Genomic DNA, 23977 nt, shown 5'->3' with positions numbered 1-23977 from the left:
TTTTGCCGTTACACTCCCTCGGGCTGCGGACCCAATTCCTTATTTAAATAGTCGTGCACGCTGAATACGAAATGCTCCAGCAACTCAGGCAGCTTAGGTGTAAGCGGGTGGAGGCTTGTCCGGTCCCAATGGAAGTACTCCTGAACTAAGGGTTTACGTAAGGATACCAGCTCCAACAGCGAATGAAATACGATATCATCCAGTACGCCTTCTTCATGAATGATACCGATAATATCCTCATAACTACTTGCGTCGCGCATAATAAAACCGTCAATGATATAGCTTCCTACGTCCGTTACCGTCTCGATCGCCAAATGAAGGCAGCGCTCCTGCACCAACCCTTGCAACAAATCACCATTCCAAGTGGCAGATATTTGGCGGAGCCCTGCGGCAATGTCGGGAACGGCTGCTAGGCGAAGCTCAATTTGTTCCCGGTTGACATAATACAAGTTACTGCACCTCCATTCATCGCTCTAGATTTCATAATCAACTGCGATTGAAACATCCTTCACTTCATTCATGTGTGCAATGATTTCCTGATGTACAGGGTGTACCTGATACGTTTGCAGGTCCTCCAGTGTTTCGACAACAGCTGTAAGGGAAATATCATAAGATCGTTCAGAACGAATCACATCCGTACCTATTTCGAGCGACAGCAATTCTTTGATTTTGCCATTCATGCTACGCAAAATGGATGCCGTATGCTCAATGCTTTCAGGGGAGCGGTCTTTCAATTTGAACAAAACAATATGTTTAATCATACATATAGGCTCCTTGTCTTAAAAATGTTCTCTTGAAAATTTTATCATAACGCCCCACATACGGAAAGAAGCTTTGTAATTCTAGCGATCTTTTCCGCTATCTTTTCCGTCAGACTCCTTGTCCTTCAGCAGGGCAAAAAAATTCTTGAACTTCGGTGGGAGCGGCAGACCCATTCGTGAACAGTTTTCCGTAATAGAGATTAGTTCGTTGGATAAATAAAAATACGTCGCCGCCCCTTTCATGATTTCAGTACCCATCAGAAGATCCACATGATGTGCCAAAGAAATCACCATGAGCATTAAAGCCTTTCTCGTCAACCCCCAAAAACCAGCTTTGCTGCTCAGACCTTGTCCGGTCTTAATCGCTGCGGCAACTCCTGTCACATAATCCACAGCCATGGCAACTGTGAATAGCACCATCAGCTGATTCCAGCCCCCAAAAGCAAACGTAATAATGGCTCCGGTGGTAGCACAAAACACACTAAACATACTTGGATTAATATTCATACCTGCTCCTCCTTCTCGGGGCGGTTACTGTAATATATGCAGTGACGCAGCAACCCGTAAAGTCATATGACCTGAGCAGGATATGAAATCATAGATTCATATGAAACAAGCTATGAACATCATGGACTCGCCAGGTAGACATAACAAAAAAACACCCTTAAAACCCTAAATACATGGTTTTAAAGGTGCCTTGACTTGCTGTTGGGCAACATAACGCTTGTTTAATTAACGATGATCATTCCAAAAATTAAGCGGAGTCAGGTTGTTATTCAACGGCTCGAACGAATAGCCTTCTTTCTGCAAAGCAGCCATGATTTGTGGAAGCACCTTGATTGTGGATGGCTTATCATGCATCAAAACGACTGGTGTTCTGCCTTGGTTTTTCAATCTTCGAATATCACTTAGAACGGTTTTTACAAAATGCTCGGGATTTTTGGTATAACGCCAATCATTAGAATCTATATTCCAATCCCAAATATGATAGCCCGCACCCGTCAGTTGATCGCGGTAAGCTTTCTTCAAGTACGGTTTGCTGCCATAAGGCGTACGAATTAAAGAAGTGCGTTTCCCAGTTGCCTGAAATAAAATTTCGTTATCTTGATTCATTTCTGCAAGTGCTGCTGCAGGAGATGCATAGATTTTCTTTACCTGATGACTCATTCCGTGTAAACCTAGAGCGTGCCCCTCTTCTACCATTCTCTTCATCACCGCACTATGTTGACGAATTTCCGGTCCTAGCATGAAGAAAGTAGCCTTGGCATTATATTTGTCCAGAATATCCAGTAGCTGCGAAGTGTGCGCTGTAGGACCATCATCGAAGCTCAAATAAATCGTACGGCTGGATGAGGAAACATTCCCTTTATTGCCTGCGTTACTTGGCTTGGCAGCTGTCTGCTGCTTAATTTCTGCCGCAAACTTTTCCACAAATTGTGCATCGGACAAGCTTGCATTTACGTTCTGAATTCGATACAAATTACTTAATGGAAGCGTAATAGTAAAGCCAAACGCATCCGTCAAAGTGCGGATTGGCACCATCGTACGTCCTCCACGTTCAAAAACATCACCCTCGGTCAAACTCAGCGTAAAGCTGCGGTTATGTCCCGTCAATATCAGTGTGTTCCCGCTAGCCGAAGCAGAAATGCCCATCTTTTGCCCTAATATAACGATAGGTACATACAGCTTATCATTTTTCATCACTGGCTGAATCGTATTGGAATCAAGTAACACATCATTGACCCCCAGCAAAGGAGCCTTTGCTTGCGCGCTCGCTGTATTCGTATGTATACCTAGCAAACCCAAACAACAGATTGCCATCAAGCATACAGCCATCCATCTTACTTTTAAAAGCTTCATTCATTACACCATCCTGTACTGTATTTTATAATGTGTGGGAGCTATCTCTAGCTTGTCTATGAAGTTATACAGACATGACGATATAGACATGGCAATATAGACATTCACTCAACATCCAGGACATAAACGCATCTCAACCGACTGAATCCGAACGTCTTTTCGTCCCCCATATATATTAATAGATTACCAGACTATAGTAAGTAAACATAGTAAAACAATTTGAAAACAATCTCGCAACTCCTCTTGCCAGAGAAGTTACAAAGTTGTGAATAAATCGACTGAGTTAAGAAGAATACAAGCGATTAATAAATTCTTTTGGTGGAACTAGAACTACCGGAAGAAATGAATAGGAGTATCATTCGCCCCATCTTTTTGCCATGCTTTATAAATATCATATAAAGTATAGCCTTTGGATAATTGTGCATTGATCCAAGCCTGATCCTTACCCGTTTGCTGTGCAAGCCAAGCTCTGGTAATAATCTGTGGAGTGGAAGACGAGGAAGACTGAGAAGCTGCTGCCTCACCGTTCCCTTCTTCTCCATATGCCCATGTACTCCATGGACCCAGCAACATTGCCATACATAGTAGACTACAAATATAACGTTTAAACACTCGCTCACCCCTATTTAATAATTACCTGTAAATCTGGCTCTCTGTTTTGCTGGCGAAGGAAAGACACCTTTTTAATCTGTAAAAGGAAATACTTTTTTCGTCCGTTTAATGACGTTTCCGTTTAAGTCATAATCCAGTTGAATTTGATCACCGGTGAACAAAATAACTTTATTCAGTCGGTTCCCTTTCCCATATTCATACGAGGTATCCTTACCGAGCGCCATATGTGCTGCCATAATTACGGTTTGTAATGCGCTACTATTGGTTTCAGTCAGCTTCACACAAACGGTTTGTCCTTCCTTCATCTCATACTCTAAGACCGTATAATCCCAACCATATATTTGCGCTTGCTCTGTTGAAGAGACCAGTTGATTACTAAAATCAGGGTCCGTAAACAAGGCTACAATCGGTTGCTGTTCAGCAAAGTTGGATTTTTCTTTCACTGCAAAACGATAAATTCCGTCTTCTTTGGGCGTAAACCAATATTTCCCTTGCTGGCCTGCTGTAAAGCCAGCCTCCTTTTCTATAAGCTCAATTAGCTCGTCCAGCTTGCTGTCATCTTTATTTTTTACAGCAAACACACGATAAGGCGCTCCAAAGTTAACAGCAGGAGTAGCTGCTGTTACGGCAAGATGAATATTGGCGTTAGCTGGCACTTGCTGCTGATTGTCTTTCGCCTCTTTATGTTCACGAATCACTTTTCCTGTTTGATCCGCAACGATGAACTGATACGTTCCACCAGTTTCCTTCGCATTCGTCAAGACAGGGGCCTCCTGACTTCCGCGATTGATCCATGTTCCCTGCTCACCGCCGGATAGAAATGTAATCGGCGTATCATTTGTTACCGTAATAAGTGCTTTCTTTCCAGCACCAACCTGAGGGGCTGTACTTGTGTCATTGCGTCTGGATTGCTCTGTACCATCCGCTTTATACAGGACCGCATCAAATTTACCTTTAACGGTTTTGGCGGTGCTGTGCAGATTCCTTAAACGATTACTGATATTCGTATACGTGTAACTTTCACCTTTCGACAGTGTTACGCGTAAAAATGCAGGTTCACTACTCGGTTCCCAGGAAAAATCGTCCGTATAGTCAAAGATAATGGGACTCGGGCCAATCACAGTCACAATGGCATATCCCGAAGCCGGGATCATAGGACCTGCCTGGCTGTTAAAACCATAGGAGTATACCGTTCCATCCGACTTATAGATAACATAATCGAACAAATTTCCAGCCTTTCTGGAGTTATTGTAGATCGGATTCAGCAGCGTGCCGTTATTATGGAAAATGTAGCTTTTGCCTGCCTCAGACTCGACGCGACTGATCGCATATCCACCCACAGGACGGGCAATAAAGTTACGATAAGGAGCGCCGTATGTAACCGGATTGGCAGTGACCTGAGTAATTACCGCATATCTGTCCACACCAATCTGCGGCTTCCCCGAGGTGCCACTACCGCGTGAAGACTCTGTTCCATTTGCCAGGTAAACAACGAAGTCAAGCTTATCCTTGGTTGTCCCATCGCTCTCAATCGTGTCCAATCTGGTTCCCACATTGATAAACTGGTAACTTTTCCCTTGATTTAAGGTAACCCGCGCATAAGCCGGCTCCCCAGTGTTTTCTATACTGTATTTTCCATACGGAAAACCGAAGCTAACCGCGTTTGCAGTTGAGCCTGTAATAACCATCTCTTCGTCATCCGCCAAAGTAGGGTGAGCAATACTATTAAGATCCGATGCACTAAAGTTCCATCTGAAAGCCCCTGCTCCTCCTGTTTCGTATCCGCTTGATCCAGTTGCATTCCATTTCTTGCATCTTGTTTTTCTGCACCTGCCACACCAGGCAAGCACAGCAAAGTGTTTGTTGCCAAAAGTGCCGTCAGAAACCATACCATTACCTTTTTACAAACCATCTAGCTGTATAACCTCCTTTTTCTCATCGGGAAAATTGCATTTTACATTGCAAAGACCCATTTTTCTCTCTGTACATTCTTACAATCATAAGGGAAGAACATATTACCTCTATTTCCAAAAATATTGTCAAAATTTAATATATCGTCACCTTAAACTACCATTTTCATAGGCCAAATGGACCTTATTTTCCATAAACCGGTTAAGCCCATGGGATTAAAAGAAAATCAGGAGAAGAGTCACTTGCAAAGCCCCCTCCGGGTATAGTAGTATGTGGTTAAAAAAATCGGAGGGTATATGCCTAAACAACAAGATAAACATTCCATTCAGGCGTGGTCTCTGATCAATCGCAAATATTTGGGAAAAGGTGTGCGTGTCAAACGTTTTCGCAAGCCAACACGCTGTCAAGTGCGCAATCGCGTTTTGCTTGCCGTTTTGATGGCTAATGACATTAAACTGTCCCAACTTGCCGAAGAGCTTTCCATCTCCTCTCGCAGCGTCAGCGCGTGGGTATATGAGGGCCGTATTCCCGGCAACACCAATCTGGAAAAGACGTGTAATACACTTGGTTATCCGCACCATATTCTGTTTAACGAAGAGGTTGTTCGGCGTTCACCGCTTATCTGTCAACCAGCGCCGTCCCGTTTTATGAAACGGACTGTAACTCGTTCTCCGGTCAAAAATCGGATCTTGGCGGGTCTATGCATGGTTCATGATATTTCGGTGACCGATGTCAGTCATTGGATTGGCGTTCATCCCGGCACATTCCGAAAATGGTTGCACCAGGGTACAGTTCCTTCTCAAACCTTCCAGGACCAGGCGGAACAGTTTTTCCGTATTCCAAAATCCATTTTGTTTGCTGATGCCATGCTGAAAAAGTAAAAATGTCCCCTGAAAACTAACAATTGTACTTCTCATGGAAGTCTTTGAAAGGAACGCATTACCATCTTTCATCCAATGAGACTTTCACATCATGTTATTCACACAATATAAAAAAGCAAAAAAGCACAGTCTGCCGATTTGTCGGCGTACTGTGCTTTTTTAGATACAACAGCCCTACAAGCTCCTGTCTTATAGGTTCTTAGCTTCTTAAGAATGAGTGCTTGCCGCTTCAGATGAATGTCCGGCTTCTTCCTTGATAGCCTTCAGCTTTTTCATGACCGGGTTGCCTCCACGTCCAAAGTAGTCGTGAAGACGGCTGTATTCCTCGTACAGCTTATCATAGACGGCCGCGTTCTCAGGGATCGGCTTAAAGCTCTCGTCCCGTACACGTGCCATATGGCGTGCTGCTTCGACAATATCATCGTATCCCCCAGCTTCAGCTCCCGCAGCCACTGCTGCGAACATTGCCGCGCCCAGCGCAGGAGTTTGGGTAGATGCTGCCACCTTAATCTCACGTCCGGTTACGTCAGCATAAATTTGCATCAACAGACGGTTTTTCTGCGGCAATCCACCGCACGCGTATAATACGTCTACCGGTACACCGTTATGATGGAACGCATCGACAATTTTACGTGTTCCAAACGCGGTTGCTTCCAGTAATGTACGATACACTTCCTCTGGCTTCGTCAGCAGCGTATACCCGACAATCAGCCCTGTCAGGTTGGTGTCCACCAGCACAGAACGGTTACCGTTCCACCAGTCCAGCGCCAGCAACCCGGTTTCGCCCGGTTTATATTCAGCCGCTTTACGCTCCAGCCATACATGGACATTTACGCCTTCTGCAGCAGCCTGCTCCTTCACCTCAGCCGGAACCGCACGCTCCACGAACCATGCAAAAATATCTCCTACTGCCGATTGTCCAGCCTCATATCCGTAGTAGCCCGGGATAATTCCGTTCTCTACGACGCCACACATACCTTCTACTTCTTTTTCTTCCTCACCGAGCAGCATATGGCAAATGGAAGTTCCCATCGCCATCACCAGCTTGCCTGGTGTAACTACGCCTACTGCTGGAACAGCCGCATGTGCATCCACATTACCTACTGCTACCGCTGTTCCCGGATTCAACCCTAATTTCGCGGCCATTTCTTCTGTCAGTCCGCCCGCCCGGCTACCCAAGTCATAAATCTCGCCACGCAGCTTCGTATCTGTCAGATTTTCCAGACGCGGATCAAGCGCCTTAAAAAATTCACGGTCCGGATAACCATCGCGGTGATGGTAAATGGACTTGTAGCCAGCTGTACATTGATTACGTTTCAGCTCCCCACTGAGCTGAGAAATAACCCAATCGGTCGCTTCCACAAAACGATCGGTTTGATCATAAATGCCAGGTGCCTCATTCAGAATTTGCCAAATTTTTGCGATCATCCATTCGGACGAAATTTTCCCTCCATAGCGGGGTTGAAACGTCTCTCCGCGCTGCGAAGCAATTTCATTCAAACGATCCGCTTCATCCTGTGCGGCATGGTGCTTCCACAGCTTTACCCAACTGTGTGGGTTATCCTTCAGCTTCTCGTCAAAGCACAGCGGTTGCCCTTGTGCGTCGATCGGCAGCATCGTACAGGCCGTAAAATCAATTCCGATCCCGATGATGTCGTCTGGAGAAATTCCTGTTTCCTTCATGACAGCAGGTACAGAAGTGGTCAGCACCTCAATATAATCGGCCGGATGCTCCAGCGCCCAATCCATTTCCAGTTTGCGTCCGCTACCAGGCAGTACTTCATCAATAACCCCATGGCGATAAGGTGTTACATGCGTAGCTATTTCAGCTCCGTTCGACAGGTCAACAATGACCGCACGGCCGGACTCTGTTCCATAATCGACACCAATGGTATACTTGCTCATTTGTGTGCCTCCTCCTTTTTCGTTTGCCCATAATAGGCATTTGCCCCATGCTTGCGCAGAAAATGCTTATCCAGCAACGCCTGATCCATCGAGGTTAATTCCGGGTTCAGGATGAGGGAACGGTACGCCATTTTGGCCACTTCCTCCAGCACAACTGCATTATGAACAGCATCATTGGCATTTTTACCCCAAGTGAACGGCGCGTGTTGATTCACGAGCACACCTGGAATATCTGTTGGACTAATATCCTTAAATGTCTCAATGATTACATGTCCTGTCTCCAGCTCATATTCCCCGGCAATCTCCTCCGAAGTCATCGCACGAGTACATGGAACCGTGCCGTAAAAATAGTCACCTTGAGTTGTGCCTAATGCCGGAATCGCGCGCCCTGCTTGCGCCCAGCTTGTAGCCCAGGAAGAGTGGGTGTGCACAATGCCCCCAATTTGCGGGAAAGCACGGTACAATGCCAAATGTGTAGGCGTATCGGATGAAGGACGAAGGTCACCTTCAACAACATCGCCTTGAAGATTAAGCACAACCAATTGCTCGGCTTTCAGATCTTCATAGGCCACACCGCTTGGCTTGATAACAACCAGTCCCTGCTCGCGGTCGATACCGCTTACATTTCCCCACGTGAAAGTAACCAGACCATGCTTTGGAAGCGCCAGATTGGCCTCCCATACTTCCTTTTTCAATTGTTCTAACATGTATAAGACACTCCTTTTACTCTCATTTCTGAAATCTGCAATGGAAGTGACTGAACCCAACTTCAAATGGAAAATGACAGGAGGGTCATAACGACCCTTCATCCTTGGTTCCGCTTTCATTATATACTTGTACGTACAACTTAGCCAGCCTTTTTTTATCTCTTTTTCAGATCAATTTCTACGCTTAGTTCCAGAAAAAACACAGCAAAAACAGCCTGTTTTCTGCAATCCAGAAAACAGGCTGTTTGGTGTAACGAGAAGTATGGCGAGAACCATACGATAAAATATGCAGGTTTGAAGCTGTATATCCACTGACTTGTCCTTACATGTCCCTAGGTATTTTCTGGAGCTGGCCCGGTGGATTCGCGAATAATGAGCTCAGGCGGTATAATCCACTGACGATCCTCTTCACGATAGCCCTTCTCTTCAATCATCGACAGCATCGTTTCGGCAGCACGCAGCCCCAGTTCTTCTTTGGGATGCCGAATAGTCGTTAGCTTGGTTTCCGTTGCTGTCGCCAAAAATGAATCATCAAATCCAACCAGCGATAAATCATTAGGGATGCTCAGACCCGTTGAACGTACAATATCCAGTAATCGAACAGCCAGCTCATCATTATATGTCACCCATCCGGTCGGGCGCTCCTCTGCTTCCATCGCCAGCAGCTCTGATGCACGTTGTAACGGAAGCTCATTTTTTTCTTCGGTTCGGTAAGTAGTGACTGCATTCGGGTGTAATGTCACCCCATATTTGCGGTGAGCAGCCACAAACCCCTTCATTCGCAATATTCCCTGCATATCGTCGGTTTTGAAAAAACCGGCCAACCGTCGGTGTCCCAGCTTGATCAAATGCTCAGCCGCCAGGAAACCACCCTTTTCATCATCTACACGCAGACAAGGCGCATCCATCTCCTCATAACGGGCATTGATCATCAAATAAGGGATTTGGCGATTCTCCACCGTCAAGTAGTAATTCAAATTGGGATTGCGTTCCCCGCTTTTGGTCGGTTCAATAATAATTCCGCTCAGTGGCTGACTCAGCAGCATTTCCAGACACTGGCGTTCCTGCTCGAGGTCATTCCCTGTGCTGGACAGCAGCAGCTTGTAGCCCTGACGACTTAATTTGGATTCAATTCCCTGTACGATAGAGGGGAAAATATAATCCGATATATAGGTCGTAACCACCCCAATCGTCCGTGGATCTTCAGGTTGCTTACGATCCCGTGTCGCAACAAAGGTTCCCTTGCCCTGCATGCGAAACAGCCAGCCTTCCTGTACCAGCTCGCCGAGCGCCTGACGCACCGTTTGCCGACTAACCGCAAATTGCTCAGACATTTCATGTTCAGATGGAAGCTGGCTTTGAGGCTCCAGTTTGGATGAATGAATCCATGATAAAATTTCCTGTTTAACTTGTATATATTTGGGCGCCATAGTTTCCTCCGTACTTGCAATATCGTGTACCCGTTCGTATTCCACGATTATAGCATATCGTTCATTTGTACATACAAATGTTATGGGAGCAGGACATCGTTGTATAGCTGCCGGAGGCGAAATCCATTCGCTAATCCCTTCCTTGCTACATATGCTTGGCTAACTATCTATAGACGATTGGTATTCATGCTGCATATTACGAACGAAGCAGTCGATGTTCATTCATATACTTAAGCCCCGTATAGCGGTCACGCAATGTATGGGCCGTGCGCAAAGCACGAGCAAGCTGTTCCTCCGTCACCCCAAGCTCGGCAATAGTGGACGGACCACCGACCTTAACCAGCCATGCACGCATCTGTTCCGATGTAGGCAAAGTCCGATACACTTTAAAAGCCTCCACATCCTGGCTGGCAGCCAATTCCCTGTACATGCCAGACAGCAAAGCGGAAGCTACGCCCACTTTGGCACCATGCAAAACCTGCTTGCGTCCCTCTGCAATAAAATCCATTTCAATTCAGTGGGAGATATGGTGTTCTCCCCCCGATGCCGGACGCGAATGATCAATCATCAGCATTGAAATACCGGATGCAATCAGTGCATTCATCAGCACCTCGACGCCTGCCTTGCTGCCTGCCGCAATCTCATCGACATGCTCTACACAAGCATGTAAAGCCTCCTCGGTAATCCGGTTAGCCACAGGTGAATACGGCTCATTTCCCAAATCTCTGGATACCTGCCAGTCCGCTAATGAGGTGAATTTACCGAGCATATCGCCAAAGCCTGCGGCAGTCATCGTCTGTGGTGCTTTCGCCAGCACGGATAGATCCGCAAAGATGGCTTCCGGTGGGACCGCCTGAAACGTCTGCTTGCTGCCGTCTACGATCAGCGGCGCACCTGCCGAGGTAAACCCATCTACAGAAGCGGCCGTCGGTATGGAGAAGAACGGACGATTCATTTTATAGCATACGAAGCGGACCAGATCGTGAATCGTGCCGGAGCCTACAGCCAGTACAGCCTGACTCTTATCTTTCACGCCCAGCAGCACCTTCATAATGTAGGTTTCATCAGCAATGACATCTCCCACAGCATTTGGAGGCAGCTGGACCACATCAACTGTCAACCCTGCCTCATGTATCAGCTTAGCCACCCTTTGGCCTGCCGCTGCCGAGGTATACTCATCCTCTACCAGGGTTACATGACGATAATTTTGTCGGTTCAAATAAGGGACGACAGCTTCAAGCGCTCCATCCCGAACCTCGATCAACAGTTCAACCTTTCGATGAGGGTGATCAGCGTTGCTTGCCTGCGCCTCTGCGTTCCACTGCTTGATCTGCTCATTCATATTCATTTCATCCGCCTCCTGAAAAGGAATAATTTGCATAAGAATGACCCATAATGATAAAAAATTCAGTTTGAAAACGATTACCACTCAATTGTACGCACAAGTCCATGTCCAAGTCCAGAGAAAAGTACAAGTTGCTGTTTAATTCATATATTAGAAAGGAATATGATTATGAAATATAGAACGGACATTGCCTGCTCACTTGGATTACTGGCAGGTACTACACTTGGCAGCGGTATTGCTTTTTTGTTCGGTTGGCAAGCCTATCGAGCTTTGACTTCTGTCACCGTCTTTGGCATTGCTGGAATCATCATTACCATTGCCGTTTTTCGTTTGCTTCACCGTAAGTCGCTGTCTACATCCAATTCCTGATAAAAAACGGGTACTCACAAGCCATTTGCAGCGCTTGAGAGTACCCGTTTTTATTTGAATCATATCTATTTGCTAATTAAACGTGAACCTCTGGATCGACATCCAGCTCATAATTAATTTCTTCAAACCCAAATCCAAATAATTGAAGGAAATCCAGACGGTATTGTTCAAGATCCCCCCGTTCAGACACGTTTTCTGTAGTGATCTCGGACCAGGCAGCTTTGACTGCTTGCTGCACATCTTCTCTCATTTCCCAGTTATCCAGACGAATGCGCCCTTCTTCGTCCGTTTCCACAGTTGACCCGCTATACAGCTTCTCGAACAGACGTTGCGCCTGCTCAATGCATCCCTCATGTAATCCCTTTTCTTTCATGACCTTAAATAGTAAGGAAATATACAGAGGTACAACAGGAATAGCCGAACTGGATTGTGTAACTAAGGCTTTATTCACAGAAACATAGGCTTTACCCTGATAACGCTCCAATTGCTTCGTTAACGTATGCGCTGTGGCCTCCAAATCGTTTTTGGCTTGCCCAATGGTTCCTTTACGGTAAATGGCCTCCGTGATCTCCGGACCAATGTACGAGTAAGCCAGTGTGGTTACCCCATCAGCCAGCAGGTCAGCTTCTTCCAGTGCTTTTAGCCATAAGGACCAATCTTCGCCACCCATAACCGTGATGGTGTTATCAATTTCCTCCTGCGTAGCCGGTTCCAGCGTAATTTCTGACACGACACCTGTATTCGTATTCACCGTTTTATTCGTAAAAGGCTGCCCGATGGGCTTGAGAACGGAATTGAAGGTTTCACCCGTATCTGGATGTGTGCGCCGCGGTGAGGCGACACTGTACACAATCAGGTCTACCTTGCCCAGCTTTTCCTTTACCAGCTTCAATGTCTCCTGCTTAATTTCGTGGGAAAAAGCATCTCCATTAATACTTTCCGCTATGTAGCCAGCTGCTCTGGCCGCTCTTTCAAAGGCTACAGTGTTATACCAGCCTGCTGAAGCCGTGCGTCCCTCTGAAGCGGGACGCTCATAGGATACACCTATGGTATCCGCCCCCATACCAAAGCTTGCGGCAATGCGGGAAGCCAGCCCATAGCCTGTGGATGCTCCGATCACGAGTACCTTTTTAGCTCCTTGTATTGCTGTGTTGTCTTTGATGTAATCGATTTGACGATTGACATGAGCCGCACACCCTTCAGGATGAGCAGTCGTACATATAAAACCACGGATTTTCGGTTTAATAATCATTGCAAGGGTCCCCCTACTTAGGCATTCATTTAATATAGATAGTATGGTTGTTCAGTCATAACTATATAGTAAAATAGCCTGCGGCTCAACCTGGATTACAGTTACGAAAATACATTATCCAGCCATAACTAATTTAATATATTTTCATTCAATTAGTTTCTGCAAATCCTTTATACTAGTATTTATCCTTTCATTTTTTCATGAAGTAGGATGAATAATAGTATTCCCATGAGACATGTAATAACTTCAGTAACCGTCATCGACCATACTACACCGTGCAGCCTGAAAAGACAGTGTAATATAACAATCACTGGAATATACAATACTCCTTGTGTTACGGACATAACCATAGTCGGCATTCCCTGACCGATTGCTTGAAAAACACTTGTAAACAGACCTGTAAATCCATTAAACAAGGCCGAGATCAGCATCGCTGCTACAAAGTATATCCCGATACTTGAAACAGATGAATCACTAGAGAATAGGTGCATAACTGGCTCTCTGAACAAATAAACCAGACCGACAAATATGGTCGTAATACCTCCTATATAAAGCGAAGCATATTTCAAACCAGTTTTGAACCTGGACAATTCTCAAAGTTACACCGAACCCAGCCACTACATTAATTACATTGTAAATCGTACCGACGGACGTCCCGATCATCATAGGAATGGACAAATGGGAAATTGCCTGTTTTATAGGCGCGAATTCCAAATAATATTGGTTTGGCTTGTTTTTTCATTTTCCATTATGAGTCTCTCTTCTTTCGATATAGAATTAGAAACCATCCATTGGATATGCAGAAGCCCTTATTACATGTTCGATTTTATTTTTATTAATAACTTCTTTAAGGTTTCAGCCTCTTCTGGAGTAAGCCCCTATGGTGTAATTAAAACTGGCTTTGTCATATGCCCGACTCCTTTGTTATATAGTTAGAATTCTAACTGTCAATATTCCAACTTTATATAAATTCGCTTTCCTCGTTCTCCTGATTAAAGCTTCAAAATCTCTCCCGCTAAGGTCACGAGCAGTAGCTTGGAATATAAAAAAAGGTTTATAAAATTGCTACAAGAGCAATCTTATAAACCTTTTTTAGTCAATTGATGCGGTCGAGAGGACTCGAACCTCCACGGGGGGTTAGCCCACACGGACCTGAACCGTGCGCGTCTGCCAATTCCGCCACGACCGCATATTATGTATTCATCGGGGATATTTCAATCACCGTAATTAAGATTATATCTTCCACGGAGCATAAAATCAAGTCATTTTTATATTATATCTTCTATCTATTTTTTCTGAAATCATCCGAAAATAACTGGATATCACACACCATATATGGTAAGATGAACGCATCAGGAAAGGAGGTGCGTCAACATTAGTAATCACATGTTGAGCGTATCCCTTACCCGGTCCGTTAATCTCTAATTCTCAGAGTTGACGGAGGCGCGGGATACGGATCAAGGCTTTAACCAGGCGCCACGGGTAGAAAGGCCGTCCACGGACGGCCTTTTTTATTTTTCAGTATCATACTTAATTATGACTAAGGTACATACTGTGAAAAGAGGCGATACCATGTCTATTAGACCAGCGAATGTGGAAGAGTTCAAGCAACTGGCAGCCATTTGGCTGGATGCTTCCATAGAAGCCCATCATTTTATTGCTCCACAATATTGGACTTCACAAGTTTCCGAGATGGAAAACAGATACCTTCCTCTCGCTCAAAATTACGTTATACTACAGGATGATCATACCATTGGCGGCTTCGTTTCTATGCTCGATGGGTATTTGGCGGCTCTTTTTATACGTGTAGGTTCTCAAAGAAATGGTTATGGCAAGTTGCTGCTGGACTGGGTCAAGAAGAAACATGACGAAATTCAATTAAAGGTATACCAGTCGAACACGAAAGCACTTAACTTTTATACTAAAAATGGATTTGTCATTCAAGAGGAAGCTCATGATTCTGAGACGGGTGAGAAAGAGTTTGTTATGGTTTGGACAAAACACTAACATAATTAAGTCTCTCCATTCCAATAAGTAAAAGGCTCTGCTCCCGTAGGAATACGGTATAAGCAGAGTCTTTTACGTTTTAAATAACTGATTATATTGTCTTACTTATTTTAGCCCATAAACCTCGGTATATAAAATCTGTTTAAACGGAGCAAACGTCTGTTCAGGCAATGCATCTGGATAACTCATAATTTGAAGCCGCAGATCGGCCTGCCCTTCTCTTAAAGGAGGCTGCACATACTCAAAATGGTTCAGATGAAACCCCAAGCGTTCGTAAAAACCGATTCTTCTCCGAGTCCATTCATCCACTGGCGGCTCAACCTCCAGCACCACCGGTTTATCAGACTCTGAGATAAAGCTAACCATGAGTTTTTTACCTAACCCGCTACCACGTATACCCGAATCTACCGCAATATGCTCTACAAACCGAAAATGTGTAAATTCCCAGCCCGCCAAAAAAGCAATCGTATTGCCTTGCTCGTTCTTTTCCGAAATTATGCGATAGCTAGGAAGCTTCAATAAAGCCTTTTGTGACTCAAATGACCTGCATTCTGATTCTGGAAAAGAGGCCTCCATGATCGCATATATTTCAGAGAAATCATGTTCATTCATTTTATTATCTCCAGGCTCCTTTCCCTAAACTTTATACCTTGTTCAATTCTATAAGCGTCAGCAAAATATGCTCCAACAGTTCTGGAATATCCTCCATCTGTTCTTCGTTTATTTGCCTGGAAAACCGGAGTTCAATCCTGTTTTGGTATGTAGATGTCTTCTCTCCATAAATCTGACTGAGTGTCTGTACAGGCCGAAGATCAGGCTTCCAAATTCCGGTCAGTACATTCTCTACCCGGCTGCATTGCGTCTCAAGCTCATGAATCTCCATATTAAAACGAAGCAATAAGCTACATCCCGGGATTTGATCTTCGATCTCTAAAATCTCTGCTGCCAGATTGCTTAAATCCGCCTTTAAGTGAATTTCTGCCGTCACATCCGGGTGTTCTCTTAGTCTGAACTGTACAGCAAATTCACGCGACATCACGGACATTTCCAATCTGTCGATCCGCTGCGTGATGTCAATACGTGAATCGAGATTATCCAGATCGTAAACTGCATTTTCCATAGCCACTTTTAAATTATCAAAAACGGTTGGATCAAACATATATATTTCACCTCCAATTATTGAGTATAACATAGCACCTGTTACTCCCAAAATAGGATGCCTCTTTTCACGAAAACATATTAAGTTGAAAGTTTAAATAGTATACAGTAAGTTGGTCAATTTCTATGTCGAAGTTTAGTGATGAAATTTGTAAAAACACACAATTGTAACAAAAAAAATATTTTTGATTATTATCCCTTTTTATTCCAATATATTGGAATAAACTATATAATACTGGATTAAATTGGTTATACGTATTCATATAAATCCCAATATAAAAGAAGGGAAGAGTTATAAATATGAAAAAAGCGATTTTTTCCACACTAGGCCTTGCACTTCTATTAAGCACATCCACCGCCGTTGCATCCGCTCAGAAGCAGCTCCCACACTACAAAAGGAGCCTATCCAGCTTTCTGGAAATGGGACTGACAGAGAGCCTAATAACTGGTTTGATGAAGCCAGTGAAATACTGGCAGGAGTTGACATCTATGGGGAAATAGGAAAACACCTTGATGGAGGCTATGCAGGCTATTATGACACTAGCGATTATTATAAGTTTAAAGCTTTTCAGTCTGGTTGGTATCAATTTAATATTCAAGGGGACATATATCCTAATACATGGCTGAGACTTGGTTTGGCTGACAGCAACGGAAGCTTCATTAGATACGCAGAAGATCGTCAATACTCTTTAGGTAAAAATCTTGAGGCTGGAAAATGGTACTACTTGGTAGTAGAGACACCCGGTGCTGAGCAAGGACAATTGTTCGACTATAAAATTACTTCTACGATTAAATAGATCAAACAGCCAATTTGGAGCATAACAAAAAACGTGATCCTTTTCACAGGAACCACGTTTTTTTACATTTTTGAACTCCACTTGCCTTACGACAAACGCGAGCTAAAATCCTCGTAGGAAAATTGGCGGATTACCTTGATGCCTTCTTCGTCGTTGTAGCTGGCGATAGCTGGCAGGTTGACTCCGTTGAACATGTGGTTTTTGACCATCGTGTAATGGGCCATATCGCAGAATACAAGTTTGTCTCCAGGCTTCAATGGCTCTTTGAAGGAATAGTCTCCAATCACGTCTCCGGCCAGGCAAGTAAGTCCACCGAGTCTGTAAGTATGTGCATACTCACCAGGCTTACCTGCACCAATGATATTCGGGCGGTATGGCATAGCCAGTACATCAGGCATATGACATTCAGCCGACGTATCCAGAATGGCAATATCCATTCCATTCTTCATCGTATCCAGGACCGTAGCAACCAGATATCCGGTATTCAGAGCAATAGCTTCACCCGGCTCTAGGTAAACCTGCACACCGTATTTATCCTGAAAATATTGAATACAGCGTACCAGCGTGTCCAGATCATAGTCTTCTCTGGTAATATGGTGACCGCCGCCGAAATTGAGCCATTTCATTTGCTTAATGTATGGCCCAAATTTCTCGTCTACAACTTTAATGGTGCGCTCCAGCGTATCTGAATTCTGTTCACACATCGTATGAAAATGAATACCGTCCACGCCATCCAGGTCCTCAGGTCTAAAGTTAGCCAGAGTCACACCCATTCTGGAGTTGTTGTAGCAAGGATCATACAACGGAGTTTCAATTTCCGAATATTCCGGATTAACCCGAATTCCGATGTCGATTTTTTTGGAAGTTACGCCCTGAACTCTGCTTTTGAAGCGTTTCAATTGATCAAAGGAGTTAAAAACGATATGGTCAACATACTCCAGCAGCTCGTCAAATTCACTGTCAACATAAGCAGGTGCATATACATGAACCTCCTTATCCATTTTTTCGCGACCGAGTCTTGCCTCGAACAACGAACTGGAGGTTACGCCTTTTAAGTATTTCCCAACCAGAGGAAAGGTCGAAAACATGGAAAATCCCTTAAGAGCGAGCAGAATACTACAGCCTGTGCGCTCTTGAACAGAATTTAAAACCTCAAGGTTTTTGACAAGGAGTCTTTCGTCAACAAGATAACAAGGTGATGGGAGTCCGGTAATATCAATATTCATCGCAGACCTCAATCAAGCAACGTTGGCGTAAAGCTCTCTTGCCATGGCAATCCGTGTTTATTTAGTGCTTCCATGAATGGATCTGGATCAAATTCTTCAACGTTGTAAACGCCTGGTTTTTTCCAGATGCCTTTGATGATAAGCATTGCACCGATCATAGCTGGGACACCTGTTGTGTAAGAAATGGCTTGGGAGCCAACCTCTGCATAACATTCCTCATGATCACAAACGTTGTAAACATAATAGGTTTTTGGCTTTCCATCTTTCACGCCTTGGATGATGCAGCCAATGTTTGTTTTGCCTTTTGTTCTTGGTCCCAGAGAAGCCGGGTCCGGCAAAATAGCTTTCAAGAATTGCAGTGGAATGATTTGTTGTCCTTCATAATCAATAGGCTCGATCGAAGTCATGCCTACGTTTTGCAGTACATTCAAATGATTCAGATAATTGTCCGAGAACGTCATCCAGAAGCGGATTTTTTTCACGCCTTTAATGTTCACTGCAAGAGATTCCAGTTCCTCATGGTACAAAAGATATATGTTTTTCGGTCCAATTTCAGGAAGATCGTATACCTTTTTCTCAGACAGCGGCTCAGTTTCAATCCACTTTCCATTTTCAAAGTAACGGCCCTTCGCTGTAATTTCGCGAATATTGATTTCCGGATTAAAATTAGTTGCAAAAGGATATCCGTGATCCCCTGCATTCGCATCCACAATATCAATCGTATGAATTTCATCAAAATAGTGCTTTTGAGCATAAGCCGTAAATACTCCAGTCACGCCTGGATCAAAACCGCTTCCCAGCAGAGCTGTGATTCCCGCTTTTTCGAATCTTTCTTTGTAGGCCCATTGCCAGCTGTATTCAAACTTCGGCGTATCCGGCGGTTCATAGTTCGCCGTATCAACGTAATGAACACCTGTCTCAAGGCAAGCATCCATTATCGTCAAATCCTGATAAGGGAGAGCCACATTGATAACTACATCCGGTTGAAAGCTTCGAATCAAGTCAATGACCATGTCGGTGTTGTCAGCATCCAGCTGAGCCGTTTGTATCTTAGTACGACCTCCACCCAGCTTCTCTTTAAGCGCATCGCATTTCTCAACAGTTCTGCTTGCGATACAAATTTCTTCAAATACATCTGGGTTTTGGCAACATTTATGCACCACAACGCTGGCCACGCCACCGGCGCCAATAATCAATGCTTTTCCCAAAATAAATAACCTCCTTATTCCATACGCTAATCGCTAATCATTCTTGCAAACAAAATGATTATAAAGACATCCCACCAAATAATCAAGAAAAACGACAATTTGCTGTGTTAAATTTCACACCAGTATGTCACAAAAATTTTACAAACCCCAGAATCAGGAATAAAAATTCCGTAAGTAAGGAAACAGAGAACATTTTCCCATGCACTTCAAGGGAAGTCAGCGCACATTTATCGGAAGTTTTTTGGCTATAAAGCTCCAAGCCTTAAAAAGTTAATATTAACTTATTTCTAGATAAAAGACCACCCTCTCCCCATTTTATAAAGAAGGCATGAGGAGGCAAAATGATTGGCAGAATAGTGTAACCAAGTGTTACCATCATAAATAAAGCCGCCCCCGATACGGGAACGGCTTGGTGCAGAACAAAAATTTGTTAAACCATGATTTTGCAAATATCGTTCGTGAATTCTACCGGATCTTGAAGCGGCAAGCCCTCGATTAACAGGGCTTGATTATACAGCAATGCCGTATAGAGATTGACCTTCTCCTTGTCCTCGGCAAAAGCCTCTTTCAAAGAGTTAAACACCGCATGGTTTACGTTGATTTCCAGCACTTTATTTGCTTTGACATCGGCGTTATTCGGCATGGCGTTCAAGATCTTCTCCATCTCAATCGTCACTTCGCCGTCTGCGGACAGACATACCGGATGCGTCTTCAAGCGCTTGGAGGCTTTGACACTGGATACCTTGCCCTCCAGCAAGCTCTTCATGTACTCGAACAGCTCCTTATTGTCGTTTTGCTCCGTTTCTGTTTCTTGCTCGTTCTCGTCAGTCTCAATGCCCAAATCGCCACTTGATACGGATTTGAATTCCTTCTCTTTGTAGCTCAAGAGCATTTTAATAGCGAACTCATCAATGTCGTCGGTAAAGTACAAGATTTCGTAGCCTTTGTCGGCTACCATTTCGGTCTGTGGCAGCTTTTCAATACGCTGGTTGGACTCCCCGGAAGCATAATAAATATACTTCTGATCCTCAGGCATGCGAGATACATACTCGTCCAGTGTAACCTGCTTTTTCTCTGTAGAAGAGTAGAACATTAGCAGGTCCTGAAGTGTCTCCTTATGGCGGCCATAGTCATTGTAGACACCAAATTTCAATTGTCTGCCAAATGATTTATAGAATTGATCATATTTTTCGCGGTCATTTTTGAGCAGGGTCAGCAGCTGGCCTTTAATTTTGCTTTCGATATTTTTGGCAATTAGCTTCAGCTGACGGTCATGCTGCAGCATTTCTCTGGAAATGTTGAGCGACAAGCTTTCGGAATCCACCATACCTTTAACAAAGCTAAAATAATCCGGCAGCAGGTCAGGACATTTTTCCATAATCAGCACGCCGTTGGCGTACAGCTCCAGTCCTTTTTCATATTCCTTGGAATAAAAGTCAAACGGGATATTTTCGGGAATAAACAGAATAGCCTGGTACACCACCGCGCCGTCCGCACTAACATGGATATGCTGGAGCGGCTTGTCGTAGCCATAGCGTTTTTCCGCGTAGAAATTTTGATAATCCTCGTCGGTCAGCTCGCTTTTGTTCTTTCTCCAGATGGGAACCATACTGTTAATACGCTGTTCTTCTTCGTAATCCTCGAACTCGTTATCACTGCCTTCTTTCAGACGTTTGCCTGTAACATCCATTTTGATCGGATAGCGGATAAAGTCGGAGTATTTCTTAATCAAGGCCTTTAAACGATACTCGTCCAAATATTCATCATAGGACTCATCCTCGGTGTTTGCTTTGATCTTCAAAACAATCTCGGTTCCAACCTCGTCCTTCTCAGCCTGCTCTATAGTGTATCCGTCAGCACCTGTGGATTCCCACTTGTAAGCAGTATCGCTACCCAGGGCCTTTGTGGTCACTGTAACAACATCCGCGACCATGAAAGCCGAATAGAAGCCGACACCGAATTGACCAATGATAGCATGCCCGTCCTTGGATTCATTTTCATTTTTGAATGCCAGTGAGCCGCTTTTAGCAATGACGCCCAGGTTATTTTCCAGCTCCTCCTGAGTCATACCAATCCCGGTATCACGTAGAGTTAGCGTTCTATTTTCCTTATCGGCAGTGACTTTGATATAGTAATTTTCCTTGTCAAACACCAGTTGATCATCTGTCAGTGCTTTGTAATAAATTTTGTCAATCGCATCACTTGCATTGGAGATCAGCTCTCTTAGGAAAATTTCCTTTTGCGTGTAAATCGAGTTAATCATCATTTCGAGCAGACGCTTGGACTCAGCCTGAAACTGTTTTTTCTCCATTCTGATATCTCCTTTCAGATATGAACCTATGTAGGGCCAGCTGGTATGAGCTATGCAAACGATTCAAATTTGTTAGCACTCCCACCATTTGAGTGCCAGCCTACCTTTTTTTATAACATCCCTCATTTTTTATGTCAATATCATAGTTAAGTATACAGTAAAATTCCATTGCAGGGAATGGTTAGTGTCTGATCTGCTTAAACATAATGTTAAACATTTCGACAGAAGACGGGAACAATCCTTGCACATGGGGGAGCAGGTTTCTTCTGATCCGTAGCTCGTCCTCGTCCAAATGCTGCAAGTCCTCGTGAAAGAACCAAACAATAGGATAATCGCCGTCCTTATGTCTACTGCCTGCATTCAAGCAAACAGGACCCTGATCATCCTCTGCAATCGCAAATGGAATGTAGCCTGCTGACAGCAGAGGTGACCATTGATTGATCAAATCATAAAATGCCTTTAGCCCTTGGCCCACAGGCAGGCGTGGAAATTCTACAAAAGTGCAGTCGCTCCAGTATACCCCCGGTATGGCTTCATTATCGAATTGTAAAGATACATAATGGTAGGACATGATGAAGCTTCTCAGCAGAGGAGGCAGCTCAAAATGATAGGTTTGTTCCAGCTCTCGAACCTCTTTTTCTGTAATCTTTGAAGGAAGAGGCTTCCACTTGATCCACCCTTCCTTATCAACGACCCCGTCACGCATTTCGAAAGGTACATTTTCTACCACTTCCATAAAAAATGCTTCATCCATCTGTGCAAATAACTCCTTCATGGATGTGCGAATATCCGCTTTCTTGTCCATGTCCTTGCACCTCTTTCCTCTCTATTAACAGTATATGATGTGCTACTATTTGTTTTTAAGTTCAGCTTATCAGAATTTGCTATTATCATCATTTGCGGAATATTAGTATTTACCAGCGCAATGGCTCCTGGTTACGCCAGATGATCCAACGCTTGCTCGTCCAAATAATAAGTTTCTACATCAGCTGAACACTTACAATTCGCATAACATACATTTGCAACTCATAAAACCCGATATAAGTACAAGCACCTCGTAAAGTGTCAAGACTACATAAGGAGATTGATCTATTCATGAAAAGAATCACCGCACTTGTTATTCTGTCCTTGCTATTACTTGTATCCCCGATCTACGCTGCTGCACCAGCCCCTATGCTGGTCTATGTGGATCAAAGTAACCATTCCTTTATCCCGCTTCGCCTCCTGAACAGCTATGAAGGGATTACGCTCAACATGACGGCAGCGAACAAAAAGATAGAGATTGCGCAAGGCAATACCCGGCTCACATTATTTGCGGGACAAACTAATGCCAAGGTGAATGAGCAGACAATCCGTATGCAAAATGCTCCTTTTACCGATAATGGTTCTACCTATGTCCCCTTGCAGTTCATCAGCCAGCATTTAAACCTGCAGGTCTCATGGCAAAAGGAAGCTTCAGCCGTACGCATTAAACAGGGCGCAACGTCCGTCACGCTGCCGGTATTCAGTGGCAAGCTCCCTGGCAGCACCTCACCGATCACGACAGCTCACAAAAGCTTTAAGGTCGGATCGCGCACCTTTTCCGCGAAGATAGTTACCATCTCCATGCTCCATCCCAAGGTTAGTCTGGATGTGGCGCTGGCAGGCAATACTATCGGCAAAGTAGAAGATTTAAGCAGTCTCGCCAAACGTAATCAAGCAGTTGTAGCCATAAATGGTACATTCTTTGACGCCTATACCAAAGACTCCTATAAAACGCCTTACGGCTACCTGGTCAGCCACGGAAAAATGTTAAAGAAAAGCTCTGGCGACCAGCGAACCGTCTTCTCCTATGATGCTAATCATTTAGCCGAACTGGTTTCCGGTTCTGCTTTTGAACAGCGGTTGAGCCAAGGCAACGTTGAAGGTGCCCTTCAAGCCGGGCCTCGTCTGGTGACGAATGGACAGGTGTCCCTTAATGTCAAAGCCGAAGGCTTCAAGGACCCGAAAATATTAACAGGCGGCGGAGCCAGAAGCGCCCTCGGAATTACCCGGGATCATAAGCTGATCTTCCTGACTACAGGCGGAGCCACCATTCCACAGCTCGCCCAAATGATGAAGCAAGCGGGCGCTTATCAGGCCATGAATCTGGACGGCGGTGCTTCCAGCGGGCTGTATCATAACGGCTCTTACCTCACCACACCCGACCGTCAAATCAGTAATGCCATTATTATAAGGTATCAATAGACGATAAATGG

General features: G+C 44.4%; 23 protein-coding genes, 1 tRNA gene and 1 pseudogene. 5 read left to right on the top strand and 20 right to left on the bottom strand.

Annotated elements, in window-relative coordinates:
- Nucleotides 1-8 precede the first annotated feature (8 nt).
- The 7 genes from GCU48_RS19855 to GCU48_RS27395 form a co-directional block, all read right to left on the bottom strand.
- Complete coding sequence (locus tag GCU48_RS19855; protein WP_152381208.1) at nucleotides 9-449, bottom strand: DUF86 domain-containing protein; 441 nt, start codon at nucleotides 447-449, stop codon at nucleotides 9-11.
- 24 nt (nucleotides 450-473) lie between these two features.
- Nucleotides 474-761, bottom strand: coding sequence for a Dabb family protein (locus tag GCU48_RS19850; RefSeq protein WP_025717480.1), 288 nt, complete (start codon nucleotides 759-761; stop codon nucleotides 474-476).
- Nucleotides 762-842: 81 nt separating this feature from the next.
- Nucleotides 843-1268, bottom strand: a complete 426-nt coding sequence (locus GCU48_RS19845) for a phage holin family protein (RefSeq protein WP_152381207.1) — start codon at nucleotides 1266-1268, stop codon at nucleotides 843-845.
- Nucleotides 1269-1493: 225 nt separating this feature from the next.
- Entirely contained in the window at nucleotides 1494-2621 is a 1128-nt protein-coding gene (locus GCU48_RS19840) for a polysaccharide deacetylase family protein (RefSeq protein WP_152381206.1), read from the bottom strand.
- Nucleotides 2622-2951: 330 nt separating this feature from the next.
- Nucleotides 2952-3233: a hypothetical protein gene (locus tag GCU48_RS19835; protein ID WP_152381205.1), complete on the bottom strand. Its 282-nt coding sequence runs from the start codon at nucleotides 3231-3233 to the stop codon at nucleotides 2952-2954.
- 71 nt (nucleotides 3234-3304) lie between these two features.
- Complete coding sequence (locus GCU48_RS19830; protein ID WP_152381204.1) at nucleotides 3305-4921, bottom strand: hypothetical protein; 1617 nt, start codon at nucleotides 4919-4921, stop codon at nucleotides 3305-3307.
- A complete protein-coding gene (locus GCU48_RS27395) occupies nucleotides 4855-5145 on the bottom strand; it encodes a hypothetical protein (protein ID WP_152381203.1) in 291 nt (96 codons plus the stop codon). The genes GCU48_RS19830 and GCU48_RS27395 overlap by 67 nt, the downstream gene beginning before the upstream one ends.
- A 295-nt stretch (nucleotides 5146-5440) precedes the next feature.
- Between GCU48_RS27395 and GCU48_RS19820 the strand changes: the two genes are divergently transcribed.
- Nucleotides 5441-6025: a helix-turn-helix domain-containing protein gene (locus GCU48_RS19820; protein ID WP_007429779.1), complete on the top strand. Its 585-nt coding sequence runs from the start codon at nucleotides 5441-5443 to the stop codon at nucleotides 6023-6025.
- Nucleotides 6026-6232: 207 nt separating this feature from the next.
- Here GCU48_RS19820 and GCU48_RS19815 read toward each other — a convergent pair whose 3' ends face one another.
- The 4 genes and pseudogenes from GCU48_RS19815 to GCU48_RS19800 all read right to left on the bottom strand — a co-directional run bounded on the left by GCU48_RS19815 (nucleotide 6233) and on the right by GCU48_RS19800 (nucleotide 11415).
- Nucleotides 6233-7930 (bottom strand): ribulokinase, encoded by a 1698-nt coding sequence (locus tag GCU48_RS19815; protein WP_152381202.1) that lies wholly within the window; start codon nucleotides 7928-7930, stop codon nucleotides 6233-6235.
- Complete coding sequence (gene araD / locus GCU48_RS19810) at nucleotides 7927-8637, bottom strand: L-ribulose-5-phosphate 4-epimerase (RefSeq protein ID WP_152381201.1); 711 nt, start codon at nucleotides 8635-8637, stop codon at nucleotides 7927-7929. The genes GCU48_RS19815 and araD overlap by 4 nt, the downstream gene beginning before the upstream one ends.
- A 332-nt stretch (nucleotides 8638-8969) precedes the next feature.
- Nucleotides 8970-10067, bottom strand: a complete 1098-nt coding sequence (locus GCU48_RS19805) for a GntR family transcriptional regulator (RefSeq protein ID WP_025717487.1) — start codon at nucleotides 10065-10067, stop codon at nucleotides 8970-8972.
- Nucleotides 10068-10263: 196 nt separating this feature from the next.
- Nucleotides 10264-11415: pseudogene (locus GCU48_RS19800) on the bottom strand (sn-glycerol-1-phosphate dehydrogenase).
- 165 nt (nucleotides 11416-11580) lie between these two features.
- Between GCU48_RS19800 and GCU48_RS19795 the strand changes: the two are divergent.
- Nucleotides 11581-11781, top strand: a complete 201-nt coding sequence (locus GCU48_RS19795; protein WP_152381200.1) for a hypothetical protein — start codon at nucleotides 11581-11583, stop codon at nucleotides 11779-11781.
- Between the two features lie 76 nt (nucleotides 11782-11857).
- On the opposite strand, the gene fabV is transcribed toward GCU48_RS19795, so the two are convergent.
- The 3 genes from fabV to GCU48_RS19780 all read right to left on the bottom strand — a co-directional run bounded on the left by fabV (nucleotide 11858) and on the right by GCU48_RS19780 (nucleotide 14222).
- Nucleotides 11858-13033, bottom strand: coding sequence for an enoyl-ACP reductase FabV (gene fabV / locus GCU48_RS19790; RefSeq protein WP_152381199.1), 1176 nt, complete (start codon nucleotides 13031-13033; stop codon nucleotides 11858-11860).
- Between the two features lie 182 nt (nucleotides 13034-13215).
- The gene (locus tag GCU48_RS29330; protein ID WP_425280876.1) at nucleotides 13216-13542 is read right to left on the bottom strand and encodes an MATE family efflux transporter; all 327 of its coding nucleotides are present in this window, start codon (nucleotides 13540-13542) and stop codon (nucleotides 13216-13218) included.
- Nucleotides 13543-14137: 595 nt separating this feature from the next.
- Nucleotides 14138-14222 (bottom strand) — tRNA-Leu (locus GCU48_RS19780).
- A 383-nt stretch (nucleotides 14223-14605) separates the two neighbouring features.
- Here GCU48_RS19780 and GCU48_RS19775 point away from each other — a divergent pair.
- Nucleotides 14606-15040 carry an N-acetyltransferase gene (locus tag GCU48_RS19775; RefSeq protein ID WP_152381197.1) on the top strand — a complete coding sequence of 145 codons (435 nt, stop codon included), beginning with the start codon at nucleotides 14606-14608 and terminating at the stop codon, nucleotides 15038-15040.
- A 105-nt stretch (nucleotides 15041-15145) separates the two neighbouring features.
- Here GCU48_RS19775 and GCU48_RS19770 read toward each other — a convergent pair whose 3' ends face one another.
- Complete coding sequence (locus GCU48_RS19770; RefSeq protein WP_152381196.1) at nucleotides 15146-15652, bottom strand: GNAT family N-acetyltransferase; 507 nt, start codon at nucleotides 15650-15652, stop codon at nucleotides 15146-15148.
- Nucleotides 15653-15683: 31 nt separating this feature from the next.
- Nucleotides 15684-16199, bottom strand: coding sequence for a hypothetical protein (locus GCU48_RS19765; protein ID WP_152381195.1), 516 nt, complete (start codon nucleotides 16197-16199; stop codon nucleotides 15684-15686).
- Nucleotides 16200-16443: 244 nt separating this feature from the next.
- On the opposite strand from GCU48_RS19765, the gene GCU48_RS19760 reads away from it, so the two are divergent.
- On the top strand, nucleotides 16444-16995 hold the full coding sequence (locus GCU48_RS19760) for a hypothetical protein (protein ID WP_244315781.1): 552 nt from the start codon (nucleotides 16444-16446) through the stop codon (nucleotides 16993-16995).
- Between the two features lie 86 nt (nucleotides 16996-17081).
- Here GCU48_RS19760 and nspC read toward each other — a convergent pair whose 3' ends face one another.
- From nspC to GCU48_RS19740, 4 genes are all read right to left on the bottom strand, one after another.
- Complete coding sequence (gene nspC / locus GCU48_RS19755; protein ID WP_016819677.1) at nucleotides 17082-18221, bottom strand: carboxynorspermidine decarboxylase; 1140 nt, start codon at nucleotides 18219-18221, stop codon at nucleotides 17082-17084.
- An 8-nt stretch (nucleotides 18222-18229) separates the two neighbouring features.
- The gene (locus GCU48_RS19750; RefSeq protein WP_152381194.1) at nucleotides 18230-19429 is read right to left on the bottom strand and encodes a saccharopine dehydrogenase family protein; all 1200 of its coding nucleotides are present in this window, start codon (nucleotides 19427-19429) and stop codon (nucleotides 18230-18232) included.
- Nucleotides 19430-19859: 430 nt separating this feature from the next.
- Nucleotides 19860-21740 (bottom strand): molecular chaperone HtpG, encoded by a 1881-nt coding sequence (gene htpG / locus GCU48_RS19745; protein ID WP_152381193.1) that lies wholly within the window; start codon nucleotides 21738-21740, stop codon nucleotides 19860-19862.
- A 181-nt stretch (nucleotides 21741-21921) separates the two neighbouring features.
- Nucleotides 21922-22545 (bottom strand): SMI1/KNR4 family protein, encoded by a 624-nt coding sequence (locus GCU48_RS19740; protein ID WP_152381192.1) that lies wholly within the window; start codon nucleotides 22543-22545, stop codon nucleotides 21922-21924.
- A gap of 290 nt (nucleotides 22546-22835) precedes the next feature.
- Here GCU48_RS19740 and GCU48_RS19735 point away from each other — a divergent pair, with 290 nt between their 5' ends.
- The gene (locus tag GCU48_RS19735) at nucleotides 22836-23966 is read left to right on the top strand and encodes a phosphodiester glycosidase family protein (RefSeq protein ID WP_152381191.1); all 1131 of its coding nucleotides are present in this window, start codon (nucleotides 22836-22838) and stop codon (nucleotides 23964-23966) included.
- Nucleotides 23967-23977 lie beyond the last annotated feature (11 nt).

It is taken from the genome of Paenibacillus brasilensis, from assembly GCF_009363115.1.
GTDB classification, from domain to species: Bacteria; Bacillota; Bacilli; order Paenibacillales; family Paenibacillaceae; genus Paenibacillus; species Paenibacillus brasilensis.
This window is presented reverse-complemented; position numbering and strand designations above follow the sequence as displayed.

Bases quoted from the DNA above. Each gene is read 5' to 3' on its own strand.
- nspC (WP_016819677.1), bottom strand. From the start codon at position 18,221: ATGAATATTGATATTACCGGACTCCCATCACCTTGTTATCTTGTTGAC.
- GCU48_RS19815 (WP_152381202.1), bottom strand. From the start codon at position 7,930: ATGAGCAAGTATACCATTGGTGTCGATTATGGAACAGAGTCCGGCCGT.
- GCU48_RS19820 (WP_007429779.1), top strand. From the start codon at position 5,441: ATGCCTAAACAACAAGATAAACATTCCATTCAGGCGTGGTCTCTGATC.
- GCU48_RS19830 (WP_152381204.1), bottom strand. From the start codon at position 4,921: ATGGTTATTACAGGCTCAACTGCAAACGCGGTTAGCTTCGGTTTTCCG.
- GCU48_RS19840 (WP_152381206.1), bottom strand. From the start codon at position 2,621: ATGAAGCTTTTAAAAGTAAGATGGATGGCTGTATGCTTGATGGCAATC.
- fabV (WP_152381199.1), bottom strand. From the start codon at position 13,033: ATGATTATTAAACCGAAAATCCGTGGTTTTATATGTACGACTGCTCAT.
- GCU48_RS19765 (WP_152381195.1), bottom strand. From the start codon at position 16,199: ATGTTTGATCCAACCGTTTTTGATAATTTAAAAGTGGCTATGGAAAAT.
- GCU48_RS19850 (WP_025717480.1), bottom strand. From the start codon at position 761: ATGATTAAACATATTGTTTTGTTCAAATTGAAAGACCGCTCCCCTGAA.
- GCU48_RS27395 (WP_152381203.1), bottom strand. From the start codon at position 5,145: ATGGTTTGTAAAAAGGTAATGGTATGGTTTCTGACGGCACTTTTGGCA.
- GCU48_RS19795 (WP_152381200.1), top strand. From the start codon at position 11,581: ATGAAATATAGAACGGACATTGCCTGCTCACTTGGATTACTGGCAGGT.
- GCU48_RS19805 (WP_025717487.1), bottom strand. From the start codon at position 10,067: ATGGCGCCCAAATATATACAAGTTAAACAGGAAATTTTATCATGGATT.
- GCU48_RS19735 (WP_152381191.1), top strand. From the start codon at position 22,836: ATGAAAAGAATCACCGCACTTGTTATTCTGTCCTTGCTATTACTTGTA.
- htpG (WP_152381193.1), bottom strand. From the start codon at position 21,740: ATGGAGAAAAAACAGTTTCAGGCTGAGTCCAAGCGTCTGCTCGAAATG.
- araD (WP_152381201.1), bottom strand. From the start codon at position 8,637: ATGTTAGAACAATTGAAAAAGGAAGTATGGGAGGCCAATCTGGCGCTT.
- GCU48_RS19740 (WP_152381192.1), bottom strand. From the start codon at position 22,545: ATGGACAAGAAAGCGGATATTCGCACATCCATGAAGGAGTTATTTGCA.
- GCU48_RS19845 (WP_152381207.1), bottom strand. From the start codon at position 1,268: ATGAATATTAATCCAAGTATGTTTAGTGTGTTTTGTGCTACCACCGGA.
- GCU48_RS19775 (WP_152381197.1), top strand. From the start codon at position 14,606: ATGTCTATTAGACCAGCGAATGTGGAAGAGTTCAAGCAACTGGCAGCC.
- GCU48_RS19770 (WP_152381196.1), bottom strand. From the start codon at position 15,652: ATGAATGAACATGATTTCTCTGAAATATATGCGATCATGGAGGCCTCT.